Annotated in this window: 13 protein-coding genes; 7 read left to right on the top strand and 6 right to left on the bottom strand. The window is 57.4% G+C overall.

Annotation, left to right across the window (positions count from 1 at the left end; translation table 11 throughout):
- Positions 1-7: 7 nt before the first annotated feature.
- The 4 genes from V6E55_RS11605 to V6E55_RS11620 all read left to right on the top strand — a co-directional run bounded on the left by V6E55_RS11605 (position 8) and on the right by V6E55_RS11620 (position 4,756).
- The gene (locus V6E55_RS11605) at positions 8-1,561 is read left to right on the top strand and encodes a xanthine permease (protein WP_129995121.1); all 1,554 of its coding nucleotides are present in this window, start codon (positions 8-10) and stop codon (positions 1,559-1,561) included.
- Positions 1,558-2,514, top strand: coding sequence for a carbamate kinase family protein (locus V6E55_RS11610; protein ID WP_114978690.1), 957 nt, complete (start codon positions 1,558-1,560; stop codon positions 2,512-2,514). Before V6E55_RS11605 ends, V6E55_RS11610 begins: the two co-directional genes overlap by 4 nt.
- 1 nt (position 2,515) lies before the next feature.
- Positions 2,516-3,895: an amidohydrolase family protein gene (locus tag V6E55_RS11615; RefSeq protein WP_316942857.1), complete on the top strand. Its 1,380-nt coding sequence runs from the start codon at positions 2,516-2,518 to the stop codon at positions 3,893-3,895.
- Between the two features lie 126 nt (positions 3,896-4,021).
- A complete protein-coding gene (locus tag V6E55_RS11620) occupies positions 4,022-4,756 on the top strand; it encodes a class I SAM-dependent methyltransferase (RefSeq protein WP_316942858.1) in 735 nt (244 codons plus the stop codon).
- Here V6E55_RS11620 and V6E55_RS11625 read toward each other — a convergent pair.
- On the bottom strand, positions 4,750-5,352 hold the full coding sequence (locus tag V6E55_RS11625) for a short chain dehydrogenase (protein WP_316942859.1): 603 nt from the start codon (positions 5,350-5,352) through the stop codon (positions 4,750-4,752). The genes V6E55_RS11620 and V6E55_RS11625 overlap by 7 nt on opposite strands.
- 98 nt (positions 5,353-5,450) lie before the next feature.
- On the opposite strand from V6E55_RS11625, the gene V6E55_RS11630 reads away from it, so the two are divergent.
- From V6E55_RS11630 to V6E55_RS11640, 3 genes are all read left to right on the top strand, one after another.
- The gene (locus tag V6E55_RS11630; RefSeq protein WP_236920518.1) at positions 5,451-6,338 is read left to right on the top strand and encodes a LysR family transcriptional regulator; all 888 of its coding nucleotides are present in this window, start codon (positions 5,451-5,453) and stop codon (positions 6,336-6,338) included.
- A 20-nt stretch (positions 6,339-6,358) separates the two neighbouring features.
- Entirely contained in the window at positions 6,359-7,540 is a 1,182-nt protein-coding gene (locus V6E55_RS11635; protein WP_316942861.1) for an aminotransferase-like domain-containing protein, read from the top strand.
- Positions 7,541-7,625: 85 nt separating this feature from the next.
- Complete coding sequence (locus tag V6E55_RS11640) at positions 7,626-8,135, top strand: DUF6622 family protein (RefSeq protein WP_316942862.1); 510 nt, start codon at positions 7,626-7,628, stop codon at positions 8,133-8,135.
- 2 nt (positions 8,136-8,137) lie between these two features.
- On the opposite strand, the gene nudI is transcribed toward V6E55_RS11640, so the two are convergent.
- From nudI to V6E55_RS11665, 5 genes are all read right to left on the bottom strand, one after another.
- Positions 8,138-8,563, bottom strand: a complete 426-nt coding sequence (nudI, locus tag V6E55_RS11645) for a nucleoside triphosphatase NudI (protein ID WP_316942863.1) — start codon at positions 8,561-8,563, stop codon at positions 8,138-8,140.
- A 58-nt stretch (positions 8,564-8,621) separates the two neighbouring features.
- Positions 8,622-8,891, bottom strand: a complete 270-nt coding sequence (locus tag V6E55_RS11650; RefSeq protein WP_316942875.1) for a HigA family addiction module antitoxin — start codon at positions 8,889-8,891, stop codon at positions 8,622-8,624.
- A 503-nt stretch (positions 8,892-9,394) separates the two neighbouring features.
- Complete coding sequence (locus V6E55_RS11655) at positions 9,395-10,564, bottom strand: HlyD family efflux transporter periplasmic adaptor subunit (RefSeq protein ID WP_108091060.1); 1,170 nt, start codon at positions 10,562-10,564, stop codon at positions 9,395-9,397.
- A 10-nt stretch (positions 10,565-10,574) separates the two neighbouring features.
- On the bottom strand, positions 10,575-12,770 hold the full coding sequence (locus V6E55_RS11660) for a type I secretion system permease/ATPase (protein WP_316942864.1): 2,196 nt from the start codon (positions 12,768-12,770) through the stop codon (positions 10,575-10,577).
- Positions 12,767-14,170: a TolC family outer membrane protein gene (locus V6E55_RS11665; protein WP_316942865.1), complete on the bottom strand. Its 1,404-nt coding sequence runs from the start codon at positions 14,168-14,170 to the stop codon at positions 12,767-12,769. Before V6E55_RS11665 ends, V6E55_RS11660 begins: the two co-directional genes overlap by 4 nt.
- Positions 14,171-14,177: the final 7 nt, after the last annotated feature.

Raw genomic sequence — 14,177 nt, forward strand, 5'->3', positions numbered from 1 at the left:
TGCATCCATGAAAAACATGAAACTGGAGTGGAAAAGAGGTGACTGGGCGGCCTATTTCGGGCTCATGACCAACAACCTGACCAATTTGCTGACCATGATGGGGTTGCTCATTTTTGTCGTCGGCATCCCGAAGGAGATTGTTTATGGACGCATCGCGCCAGCCTTCGGGCTGGCGGTACTGGTGGCGAGCGTCTGCTATGCGTGGTTTGGCCTGCAGATGGCCCGCCAGACCGGGCGTACTGACGTCACTGCGCTGCCGTCCGGCCCGAGCGCACCGTCAATTTTTACTGTGACCTTCCTGGTATTAATGCCGGTTTATCAGCAGACCGGTGATGCGGAATTTGCCATCCAGATCGGTCTGGTGTGGTGTTTCGTGGAAGCGATGATCCTGGCGGGTGGTTCATTTTTAGGGGAAACCATCCGCAAGATGATCCCGCGTACCGTGCTGCTGTCGTGTCTGTCTGGTTTAGGGTTGCTGCTGCTGGCGATGAACCCGATGCTGCAGGCATTTGAGGCGCCAACGGTGTCATTCATCGTGCTGCTGCTGATCTTCATCAACTGGTTTGGTAAAAAGCCGATCTTCGCCCGCATCCCGACAGGCCTGTTGCTGTTGGTTGCCGGTACGGCGCTGGCATGGATCTCTGGCCTGCAAAGCCCGGAAGCGATCAAGGCATCGATGTCATCGTTCGGCTTTAACCCGCCGTCCGTGCATATTGAAGGCTTTATGCAGGGCCTGCCACACGCGCTGCCGTACCTTGCCTCGGCGGTTCCTCTGGGGCTGGCAAACTACATCTTTGACCTGGAGAACATCGAAAGTGCTCACGCTGCAGGGGATGAATACCCGACCCGCAAAGTGATGCTGGCAAACGGTCTGGCATCAATGCTTGGTTGCCTGATGGGTAACCCGTTCCCGGTGACTGTCTATGTTGGCCATGCGGGCTGGAAAGCGATGGGGGCCAGCATCGGCTATACGCTGGCGTCGGGTGTGACCATGTTCATCGTGCCACTGTTCGGGCTGGGGGCGTTTATGCTCGCCATCATTCCGATGACCGCCATCGTGCCGATTCTGGTGTTTATCGGCGTGGTGACCGCCAACCAGGTGGTGAGGGAAACGCCCAAAGTGGAAGTGCCCGTGATTTTCATCTGTCTGTTCCCGTGGATCGCCAACTGGGCGCTGACCATGATGAACAGCGTGATGGGGGCGGCGGGCACCAGTGCGGCGAAAATCGGTACCGATGTACTGCACAGCAAAGGCATCTACTACGAAGGGCTGGTGCATCTGGGGAATGGCGCACCGCTTGCCAGCATGCTGTGGGGTTGTATCGCCATCTTCGCCATCATCAATAAACCACTGCGTGGTGCCGTTGCGGCGGCTGTCGGTGCGTTGCTGGCGCTGTTTGGGGTGATCCACGCCCCTGTGGTGGGCTTTGCCGAAGGCAGTTCGCTGATGTTCGTCACGGCGTATCTGATGATGGGTGGCATGTTTGTGGTGAAACACTTCCTTGATAGCCGCGAAGTTGCGAGCGTTGAGTCAGGCACCGTTGCGAAGGAAAACTCATGAAAGAGCTTATGGTCGTTGCCATTGGCGGCAACAGCATTATCAAAGATAACGCCAGCCAGTCGATTGAACATCAGGCGCTGGCGGTCAAAGCAGTGGCAGAGTCGGTGCTGGAGATGCTGGCATCCGACTACGACATTGTGCTCACGCACGGAAACGGCCCTCAGGTGGGGCTGGATCTGCGTCGCGCCGAAATCGCCCACGAGCGGGAAGGGCTGCCCCTGACCCCGCTGGCGAATTGTGTGGCGGATACGCAGGGCGGCATCGGCTACCTGATCCAGCAGGCGCTCAATAACCGCCTGGCCACACGCGGGGAGCAAAAAGCGGTAACAGTCGTCACTCAGGTTGAGGTGGATAAAAATGACCCGGGCTTCACCCATCCAACGAAACCCATCGGTGCATTCTTTAGCGACGCGCAGCGCGATGAGCTGCAACGGGCTCACCCGGACTGGCATTTTATTGAGGACTCTGGCCGGGGGTATCGCCGCGTGGTGGCATCTCCGCAACCGTTACGGATTGTCGAAGCCGATGCCATCAAGACGCTGACGCAGAAAGGCTTTGTGGTGATTGGCGCGGGTGGCGGCGGTATTCCGGTGGTTCGCACACCTGAAGGTGATTATCAGAGCGTCGACGCGGTGATTGATAAGGATCTCTCCACCGCATTGCTGGCACGCGAGATCCACGCTGATGTGCTGGTGATCACCACCGGCGTGGAAAAAGTGTGTATCAACTTCGGTAAGCCAAATCAGCAGGCGCTGGACACCGTCAATGTGGCGCAGATGTCGCGGTACAGGGATGAAGGGCACTTCCCGGCGGGTAGCATGCTCCCCAAAATCATCGCCTCGCTGGAATTTTTAAACCACGGCGGCAAGCGCGTGATCATCACATCGCCGGACAGCCTGCCTGCGGCGCTGCGCGGTGAAACCGGCACCCATATTGTTAATGAAGGAAGATAAGATGAGTGAAAACAAAAGCCGACGCGAGTTTATCAGCCAGAGCGGCAAAATGGTCACCGCCTGCGCGCTGTTTGGTGCGACCGGATCTGTCGCGTATGCTGCGGATACCGCGAAGCCAACCTGCGAGACGGGCAAACCGATGAACATCACCGCAAAACACTATTATCTGGATAATGTGCTACTGGAAGCCGGGTTCAATTTCGACGGTGGCGTGGCGACCAGCACCCGTACCGAGCTGAAAACGCTGGAAATTAAAGACGGGAAGATCGTCACCCTGCGGGCTAACAAAAGCCACGCTGATGCCACGCTGCCGCACTACGATGCGGGCAGCAAACTGATGCTGCCGGCGATGCGCGACATGCACATCCATCTGGATAAAACCTTTTACGGCGGTCCGTGGCGCTCCCTTAACCGCCCGGCGGGCACCACCATTCAGGATATGATCCGCCTTGAGCAGAAGCTGCTGCTGGAGTTACAGCCGTATACGCAGGAGCGGGCCGAAAAGCTGATCGACCTGATCCAGTCGAAAGGCTCGACCATTGCCCGTAGCCACTGCAACATTGAGCCGGTTTCCGGCCTGAAAAACCTGGAAAATTTGCAGGCGGTCTTAGCGCGCCGCAAGCCCGGTTTTGACTGTGAAATCGTCGCCTTCCCGCAACACGGCCTGCTGCTATCGAACTCTGAAAAACTGATGCGCGAGGCGATGCAGGCGGGGGCGCACTACGTAGGTGGACTCGATCCCACCAACGTGGATGGCGCGATGGAGAAATCCCTCGACACTATGTTCCAGATCGCACTGGATTATGACAAAGGGGTGGACATTCACCTGCACGAAACCAGCCCGGCGGGTGTGGCAGCGGTAAATTACATGGTGGAAACCGTGGAGAAAACGCCAGAGCTGAAGGGCAAACTGACCATCAGCCATGCTTTCGCTCTGGCTATGCTCAACGAACAGCAGGTGGATGAGATCGCCACCCGTATGGCAGCGCAGCAGGTGACCATCGCCTCTACCGTGCCGATTGGTACTTTACATATGCCGCTAAAGCAGTTGCGGGATAAAGGCGTGTTTGTGATGACGGGTACCGACAGCGTAATCGACCACTGGTCGCCGTATGGCCTGGGGGACATGCTGGAAAAAGCCAACCTTTACGCTCAGCTTTATATTCGACCAAACGAGCAGACGCTCTCCCGCGCGCTCGGTATTGCCACCGGCGACGTGCTGCCGCTGAACGACAAAGGTGAGCGCGTGTGGCCGAAAGCGCAGGACGACGCCAGCTTTGTGCTGGTAGACGCTTCCTGTTCCGCCGAAGCCGTGGCGCGTATTTCCCCGCGCACCGCGACGTTCCATAATGGCAACCTCGTTTGGGGCTCGGTGGGCTAATGTGGTGCCGGGTGGCGGCTTCGCCTTACCCGGCCTACTGAAACCCTCAAATCGTAGGCCGGGTAAGCGCAGCGCCACCCGGCAATGTTTTATACTGGGAGGCACATTCTTAAAGAGGGATCTGCCATGGCACAAAACATCTACGACAACCCGGCGTTTTTCGAAGGCTACGCCCAGCTTCCGCGCTCGGTGCAGGGGCTGGATGGCGCACCGGAGTGGCCTGCGTTAAAAAGCATGCTGCCGGAGTTAACCGGCAAATCGGTTATTGATCTCGGTTGCGGATACGGCTGGTTCTGCCGCGCGGCGCGTGAGCTGGGCGCGTCTGACGTAATGGGCGTTGATATCTCAGAAAAGATGCTCGCTCGTGCGGCGGAGTTGACCCACGATGACGGGATTCGCTATCAACGCAGCGATCTGGAATCTATCAAGCTCAACGAGAACAGCCTCGATCTGGTCTATAGCTCCCTGGCGCTGCACTACCTGCCAGAGCTGGACACCCTGTTTGCTAAGGTTCAACGCGCGCTCAAACCCGGCGGCAGTCTGGTCTTTTCGATGGAGCACCCCATTTACACCTGCGCCACGCGTCAGGGCTGGCTGACCGACGATAACGGAGAGCGGTTCTGGGGCGTGAACCATTATCAGGACGAGAGCCAGCGCGTCAGCAACTGGCTGGCAGACGGGGTGATTAAATATCACCGCACGCTGGGCACTACGCTTAACGCGTTGATCAAGGCCGGATTAACCATAAACGAAGTCAACGAATGGGGGCCAACGCAGGCACAGATTGATGCCTGGCCTGCACTGGCCGAAGAGGCGGAACGTCCGATGCTGGTACTCATTTCCGCCCGAAAGGCTCAATAACCCACCTTATACACCCGCCCGCTCTGCACGCCTTCCACGCTGCGGCGATAGGCCTGGGCGACGGTCGCGGCGGGCACGCTTTCAAAGCCCGGGAAGAAACCGTCGTAGGTTTCGGCAGATTCGGTGAGAACCGTTGGGCTAATCAGATTGATGCGGATCCCGCGCGGCAGTTCACAGGCTGCGGCGCGAACAAACCCTTCCAGCGCGGCATTTACCGTGGTGGCGTTTACCCCCTGGGCAATCGGCTCGTGCGCTACAATTCCGCTGATTAGCGTAATTGATCCACCTTCGTTCAGGTAATGCTGGCCGGTCAGCGCCAGGCGCACCTGTCCGAGCAGTTTATCCTGCAGACCCTGGTTGAAATCACTGTCTTTCATCGTGGCGAGCGGACCGAAGTACAAACCCCCGCTGGCAGAGACAATGGCATCCACCGGGCCGATTGTCTCAAACAGCGCCTGCACGCTCGCCTGGGAAGTGATATCCACCTGATAGTCACCCTGCGTGCGACCTACGCGGATTACCTCGTGACGACGACTCAACTCTTCCGTTACTGCCCGACCGACTGTACCGCTGGCACCAATAATGACAATTTTCATCGCAGACTCCTTAATGTTGTGAGCCTTCATTCTTTAATAAATAAAAATGCAGATAAACTGGGCTAAAGTTAGAAGATTACTAACCAGGAGTTTGGAATTTGGATAAGCTTCGCAGCATGGAAACCTTTATTGCCGTGGTTGAAAGCGGCAGTTTCACCGGCGCGGCGGCACGGCTGGAGATGTCGGCGGTAATGGTGGGCAAGTATATTGCGCTGCTGGAGTCTCAACTTGGTACGCGTCTTCTGGAGCGTAATACACGACGCCAGAGCCTGACCGACGCAGGACGGGTCTATTTCGACGAGGCGAAGCGGGTACTGGAGCAGGTTGCCATCGCCGAAAGCGCGGTTGAACGCCTGCGTGCGGCACCTGCTGGCACGCTGCGGGTAACGGCCCCCACGTCCTTTGGCGGTTGCGTGATTGCACCGCTCACCGCCACCTTTTTGCAACGCTACCCGGAAGTGCGCGTGGAGCTGGATCTGACCAACCGGATGGTGGATCTGGTGGAGGAGGGTGTCGATCTGGCCATCCGCATTGGCGATATTCGCAACGACGACCTGGTCGCGAAATACCTCTGTCCTTATCGGATGGTGATCTGCGCCGCGCCTGATTATCTGGCGCACTACGGTACGCCACAAACGCCTGCCGATCTGGTGGATCATCTTTGCCTGTCCCACAGCGTGTGGACTGCACGCAATGAATGGCGGCTGCCGGGTGTCGAAGGGGAGGTGCGCTGGAAGCGTGATGCCATCCTAAGATGCAACGACGGCTACGGGCTGCGGATGGCTGCAAGAGCCGGGGCCGGGCTGTTATTACAACCGGAAGTGCTGGTCGCGGAAGAGCTGGAAAGTGGCCGGCTGGTGCGGGTGCTGGAGGATTACATTCCAGAGCCAAGACCGGTGCATTTGTTGTGGCGTCAGGATTTACGTCCGCTTCCTAAGCTAACAGAATTTATCGCCCATATTCTGCTAAGATTGGGCACAATATAATAAAAGAAGGTAAGCAAAGAATGTCTGTGAATAAACTCGCCAGCAGTGCGCAGGGCCTGCAATCATCTGCCATCCGTGAATTATTAAAACATAGCAAAATGGCAGGGGTCATTTCGCTGGGCGGGGGTATTCCTAACCCTGCATTGTTCGATCATGAAGGCCTGAAAATGGCCGCTGATGCCGTATTATCCCAGCATTTTGGCGAAGCTTTCCAGTACGGTCTGACCGAAGGTGTTCCTGGGCTACGTGAAGAAATTCAGCGCATTTGTGAAGGGCGCGGGATCCGCTGTAAGGCGGATGATGTGGTCGTTACCTCTGGTTCACAGCAATCACTTGACGTGCTGGCGCGTGCATTAATTAACCCGGGCGATACCGTCGTCGTCGAGCGTCCAACGTATCTTGCCGCACTGCAGGTATTTGGCCTTGCGCAGGCACATTTTGAATCCGTGGGTACCGATGCTGACGGAATGAAAGTGGATGAGCTCGAAGCGCTGGTGGCCAATAAAACCATTAAAGCGGTTTATATTGTGCCGACATTTGGTAACCCGGGTGGGGTAACGCTTTCTGAACCGCGTCGTAAACAGCTTGTGGAATTATCGAAGCGCTATGACTTCGTCATTATTGAAGACGATCCGTACAGCGAAATTAATTACACCGATGAAGTTTTCCGCCCGTTAATTGCCCACGCCAAAGATATCGGTAACGAAGAGAACGTGGTGTATACCTCAACCTTCTCTAAAATTCTTGCGCCAGGCACCCGCGTGGGTTGGGTGCTGGTACCGGAGTGGCTGAAGCGCGCGGTGGTGAATCTCAAGCAAACCACCGATCTGCACACCAGCACGCTGTCACAGCTGATGACGTACGAATACCTGAAAACCGGTCGTCTTGCCGATCAGATTAAAATGATCCGCGAAGCCTATCGCCAGAAATATCAGACGTTCGCAACAGAACTGGAAACCGAGCTGGGCGATGTGATGTCATTCCACAAGCCGAAGGGCGGCATGTTCCTGTGGGCGACTATGAAAAATGGGAGTAATACCACTCGCTGGCTGGAAAAAACGTTAAGTAACGGCGTAGTATTTGTGCCGGGCGAATTTTTCTACTGCAATGAGCCAGACCATTCGACGCTGCGTATGTCGTTTGTCACGCCAACGGATGAAGAGCTGAAAGAGGCGGTTCAACGCCTGAAAAAATCGCTGTAAAAGACCTGCGCATAATGGCGTTCCTGCCGTTATGCGCAATATACTTGCAGCGCGGCCAGAGCCGCTTTCTTCCATGGTGATCTCCATGTTTGAATTTCTGATCGGTGTCGTTACGCACACGCCCGTCTGGGTGTGGGTGCTTTTTGTCTTTCTCATCTCTCGCGGTATCAAAGCCCGCAAGCCCACCACCGTTACGCTGGAGAGGCTTGCCATCATTCCGGCGATCTTTCTTATCTGGGATATTTACGATCTGGTGGTCTACCGCACGCTGAGCCCAGGAACCGTTGCCTTGTGGATTGCCGGGATCCTTGCCGGATCTGCGCTGGGATATGCCCTGATCAGGCAGACAGTTATCACCCGCGCAGATGCGCCGCGCAGCCTTTTCCGCCAGGCTGATTACACCGCGCTGCCGTTTATGATGCTGGCGTTTGGGGTGAAGTATGTGCTGGGCGTAATGAGCGCGGTCTCTCCGCAGACAATGCAGCAGCCCGCCATGAGCGCGCTGGCGATCGTCTCCGGCGGTGTGTTTGCGGGCGTCTTTATTGGGAAGTTTGCTCACTATGTTGGGGTGTATAACGCCCGGGTTCAGGCCTGAATTTACAGTAGCCCTTTTTGCGTGAAGGTAATGCGCGTGGCTTCGTTGAGATCCAGCGTTTTTAACGATTCCGGATTAACCCAGGCGATCTCCTGAAACTCTTCATTAAACGTGACTTCCCGGTTGGCGCTGATGCAGTCGAAGATCAGATAGATCATGTAAATCTCCTCTGTGGTGCCATCGGCGTAGGTTTTCACCCTGATGTCATCGCGAAAAGCCCATGGCGAGACCGAGACGATCTCCAGTGCGTTGCCCAGCTCTTCGCGGATCTCACGGCGTAATGCCTGTTCCATGGTTTCGCCCGGCTCCATTCCGCCACCGGAGAGAGCCCACTGGCCGGGGAACACGCCGCGATCGTCGGCCATTTTGCACAGCAGGTAGGCCCCGTCGTTCTGGATGATGGGGCAGACAATGGTTCGTTGGCGCATGATTTCTTCCTGAAAAATGAATTTGGGCTACTTTAGCAGATTGGGGGTGAGGGTTATGTTAGAGGTGTTCGATTCTCGCTCCCTGGTTTTCTGCGTTTTGTTGCAGATTCAGCCAGAATTCAATGCTGGTATCGAATGCGTTTGCCAGTCTTAAGGCCAAATCCACGGTGAGTTTGATTTTATTGCTTAACAGCGCGCTGGCAGTGGTGTGATCGGTGTTTATTCTCTCTGCCAGTTCTGAGATGCCGAGACTGAGTGGCTTAAGATAATCGTGCAGCAACACTTCGCCTGGTGTGGTTGAGATGCGTAGTTTTTGCTGATTATTCATAATTAACGTCCTGTTTATAAATATAAAATGAGTGCGGTTTGATGCCCTCACCCCGACCTTGCAGGATCGGTCTCTTCCACCAATGCTTCGCAATAGCGTTGGCAGTTGTCGGCAAGTTCAGTGAAGTCGGTATTGTGGCCAAAGGGGGTCGTGAAAAGTGCGTTACTGGTGGTCATATGACAGTTTCCATTAAGTGATTAAGACCCTGCCAGAGAAATGCCAATTTCCCGGGTGGCAGGACTGAACGGAGTTGGCATTACCGGCCTTAATGGACACCGGCGCGTCTTGCGACGCCCCCGTCCAGCCCACCATTGAAATGTAGCCAGACGCACGGCGCAACAAGAGCTCACGCCGCCATTAAGTTTAACCGGGATGCCAATCCCGACGCCAGATTTTGCTGGCGTGGAAGGAACATACGCCCGATTAACCCTAATAAAAAGCAGGCTACCCAGAAGAAGTTAAATCCTGCGAGGCGGCTTCAGAAAATGATGTAAGGCGTTTCATCACCGCTCTCGCAGCGCCTCTTTTGCGCGGTTAAACGGCTTGATCAGATAATCCAGCACCGTTTTCTCTCCGGTCTTAATGTCCACCGTCGCAATCATCCCCGGTACAATCGAGAAGTGCCTGCCTGCTTTATTCACCAGGTAGTCCTGGCTGGTGCGGATAAACACCCGGTAATAGAACACCTCCGGCTTGGCTTCGTCCTGGATGGTGTCAGGGGAAATGGTCTCCACCACCCCGTGCAGCCCGCCGTAAATGGCGTAATCATAGGCAGTGATTTTGACCAGCGCCTCCTGGTTCGGGTGGATAAAGGCGATATCGCGCGGCGAGAGGCGGGTTTCAATCAGCAGGTGATCGTCCACCGGCACAATCTCCATCAACTCACCGTTGGGCGGGATCACACCGCCGATGGTGGTGACCTTGATGTTTTTCACGATCCCGCGAACCGGGGATTTTACGGTCAGACGGGTGACGGAATCCTGTCGGCCTTTAAGAATGGCGGAGACCATATCCACCTCCGCATTGGCCTTGGATAACGCCTCGCGGGCCTGAACGTAATACTGTGAGCGCACGTCGGTGAGCTTCAGTTCGAGATCGCTTTTCTGCCGCTGCAGCCGTAGCACCTCTACGTGGCTGGCAGCGCCGGTTTTCACCAGACGTTGGGTTATTGCCAGCTCTTTATTCGCCAGGTCTAACGCGGCGCGTAACTCTCGCTGGGTGTCATCCAGTTGTGCGCGGCGGGAGTTGTAGAGTCGTGTTTCATCGGCAATCAGATCCGGCCATTTTGCCAGCGAAGGGGGAAACTTCAGCGGGAGATCGTTCACCTCAGCGTACAGTCGCGCGCTGGAGGCCAGTGAAGCGCGGTAGCGCGCCGCACTTTCGCCGACGTTCGATTCGGAACGCGTCGGATCAAGGCGGGCAAGCACCTGCCCGGCCTGTACCTGATCCCCTTCGTGGACGTTCAGTTCGGTGAGGATCCCGCCGTCCAGCGACTGCAATACCTGCTCGCGCGAGCTGGGGATCACTTTACCCGAGCCGGTTGACACCTCATCCAGCACGCCGAACCACGCCCAGACGCCCAGGACGACAAACATCAGCAGCGAGAAGATCACGATCCGTCGCGCACCGGTGTAGCCGCTTTCGGAGTCGAGGGCGTTATCCAGATCGTCCATTGCCGCCACGTCACGCTGACTGATTTTCATTTTTCCACTCCCGTCCTGTTGCTGCCTGCTGTTGCTGCTGCATACGGCTGTTGTTCAGCGCCTGGGCTTTTGGTGCATCCATCACCAGCATTCCCTCTTTGAGCACCACCACCCGCTCCACCAGTTCCAGCACCGGTACGCGGTGCGTGGCGACGATGAGGGTGCGATGCCCTAGCCAGTCGCCGAGACGCTGGATAAATTCCCGCTCGGTGTGCTCGTCCAGCGACGCGGTGGGTTCATCCATCAGCACAATATTCGGATCGCGCAGGAGCATACGCGCCAGCAAAATCGACTGGCGTTGTCCGCCGGATAATCCCACGCCGTTTTCCATGATCGGGTAATCCAGCCCCTTGGGCAGCTTCTGCACAAAACCTGCTGCACCGGTCAGGTCCAGCGCCTCGAAAATCTCGTCGTCGGTGGCGCGCGGCATGCCGAGGGTGATGTTTTCGCGCAGGGTACCGTAAAACAGCCGCGCGTTCTGGGTCATAAAACCGACGTTGCGACGAACGTCGGCGATGTCGAGATGCGGCAGGCTGAAGTTATCAAGCCGCAGCTCACCAGCCGCCAGGTCCATTCCGCCCGCCATGGCCTGTAGCAGGGTCGATTTACCCGCGCCATTGCGCCCGAGGATCGCCACTTTCTCACCCGGACTGATCTCCAGTCGGTTAATGCGCAGCGCCATGCGCGGATCGTCCGGCTGATAACGGAACTGCGCCTGCTCGAACAAGTAGTGACCGCGCAGCACGTCCTGGCGGATCGGCGTCTCTTCGCGCTGGTTCTCGGTAGGCAACTGCATAATGCTGTCCAGCCCCTCTTTGGCCGCTTTTACCTGCTGCCAGCGGGCCAGCACGCCGCACAGCGTCGCCATGGGGGCGATCATGCGAGAGGCCAGCATAGACGCCGCGACCACGGAACCGGTGGTCAGGGTGCCGTCGATCACCATCGGCGCACCGACCACGATCACCCCGGCGTAGACCAGGCTCTGAATGGTCATCCCCCAGCTGATCAGGTTCTGCGTCAGTTCCCGGGTGCGCAGGCCGGATTCCGCGGTGATCTGGATATAACTGTTCCACTGCTGCAAAAAGCGGTTTTCCGCCTGCATCAGCTTGATGTCCTCCAGCCCTTGCACGCTCTCCACCAGCACCGCATTGCGCAGGGTCGATTCATGGGCCGACTGTTTCGCCAGCTCTGCCAGCTTCTTCTGCAGCAGCAGACCGGGCAGAACCATGATCACCGCCGCCACCGGCGCGATCCACGCCAGTTGCGGGGCGATGATCGCCAGCACCACCACAAACAGTAAGAAGAACGGCAGGTCGACAATCGTAGAAATGGTGGAGGAGGTTACCATCTCGCGGATCTGCTCCAGCTCGCGTAGCTGGGAGATAAAGCTGCCGGTGGAGCGGGGGATCGCGCTGTTGCGCAGTCGCAGGGCGTGGCCGAAGACGCGATCCGAGACACGTAGATCTGAACGCTTGCCCAGCAGATCCATAATGTGTCCGCGCGCCACGCGCAGCACAAAGCCAAACAGGGTGGCGATCAACACCCCAATCGTCAGGACGTAAAGCGTCGGGTAGGACTGGGCGGGGATCACCCGGTCGTAGACCTGCATGGAAAAGACGATCCCGGAGAGCGACAGCACGTTGATAAACAGCGCGGCCAGCATCACCCAGCTGTAGGGGCGCAAGTCGCGCATCACCAGCCGGTAGAGCCAGTCCGGACGGTATTTTGATATATACGCGTCCACGCGGCTGTCCTTCAGCGCGGCGAGTGGACGCAGGGCAATGACGTGACGGATAGCGGGCAGCATCGCCGTCATCGACAGCCGGTTGGTGTAAGTCTCATCGTCGAAAAAGCTGACCTCCAGCGTATCGTCCCCGTCGAAATGCTCGATCACGCCGATCCTGCCGTCATTCATCGCCACCGCCACCGGCAGGCGCCAGCTGTTGATAGCCTCCTGGCCGCCGGTAAGCAACTGAAACGATAGCCCCGCTTCACGGGCCAACTGGGTGAGGGCGGGTACCATCGGTTTTCCTTTCAGCCACGGAGCGCCTGCGATCAGCGCGCCGGGAGAGCAGGCGACACGGTAGCGCGTGGCGACAAAACCAAAGGCCTGCGCCCACTGCGCCAGCGCCTTATCTGTCATCGTTTCGCCCTGCGGGATTTCGCGTTGCTTCATGGCTGGATCTCCACGGTCTGGATGGTGCGGTTATCAAGATCGAACGCGTGACGCAATTGCCCGGTGTTATAGAGGCAGTTGAGCTGCAGTTGATGCAGCTGGCCAAGAGTCTGCTGCTGGGTGAACCGCGCCTGATAGACCTCTTGCTCGGCGTTGAGCACATCAAGCAGCGGGCGTGAGCCGAGATCGAGATATTGCTGCTGGTACAGCTCGCGGGTGCGGGCGCTGAGGGCTTCCTGACGGCCCTGGATTTGCAGCGTGCTTTGCAGGCTCATCACCTGGCTGCGGGCTTCCAGCAGTTTCTGGCGGACATCAAGACGCGTGCGCTGAATGGTAGATTGCGCCGCGTCTACTGCGTGTCCGGCGGCATTACGCCGGGCGGTGAGGCCACCGCCCTGATAGAGCGGCATCTGCACTTTCACCCACGCGGAATACTGGGTGCGATCCCGTGTTTCGCTCCCCGCATAGCGATCGTTCATGTAATGGCGCACTTCTGGCTCCAGCGAGACAGTCGGCGTCATTTGTGCTTCGGCGTAGTCAAGGTTCGCCTGGGCAACGTTAGCCTGTGCCCATGCGGCAAGTACCGCGGGAACCAGACGGTCGTCCGGCTCGGCAATATCGCAGCTCCGACCCAGCTTTTGCGGAAAATCATTGCTGATATCGTTCAGGCTGTTCCAGCCGAGAAAACTCATCAGCGTGGCGCGGGCGCTGTCGAGACTGGCCTGATACTGCATCAACTGGGCGCGCGCACCTTCAATACGCGCATCGGTCTGTACGACGTCAGAGAGCGACGTGGCCCCTTCGTCGTTACGCTGGCGGGTCAGTGTGCCAATGGAGGAGAGAGCCTCAAGCTGCTCTTTCGCGGTGTCGACCATCTGCTGCCAGGTTTGTACCTGCACCATGGCGACAGCGGTATCGTGGGCGATGGTGTCGATGCTGACCAGCACGTTGGCTTGCTGCTGGGCAACTCCGGCATTCTCGGCTCGTACCTGACTTGCCACCTTGCCAAAATCGTAAAGCATTTGTGAGAGGGAGAGCACCATCGATGGCGTAAAGCCGTTCTGGTCGCCGTCATGGGAATAACCGTTGTCCACACCGGCATTAATCTGCGGATAGTATTTTGATTTAGCGACGTCCACCTCTTCGCTCTGTTCATAGAGTTTCCCCACGGCTTCGCTGATGGCCGGGTGCCAGGTGACGGCACGGTTGACGGCTTCGCCAAGCTGCAATGAACCGGGCGCGGCTTTACCGGCCACAGGGGCCACGCGACCATTGAGTGAGGGGAGTTCCTGCGTTTCGCGGAGTTGTCCGGTATTGATGGTTGCCGCCGGGTTCGCGCTGAGAGCGGGCACAGATATCAGGCAGCACGAGAGCCACCAGTAAGGCATCTTCATTCCCATGTCATGT

This window comes from Enterobacter sp. 342 (assembly GCF_036663495.1).
GTDB lineage: Bacteria > Pseudomonadota > Gammaproteobacteria > Enterobacterales > Enterobacteriaceae > Enterobacter.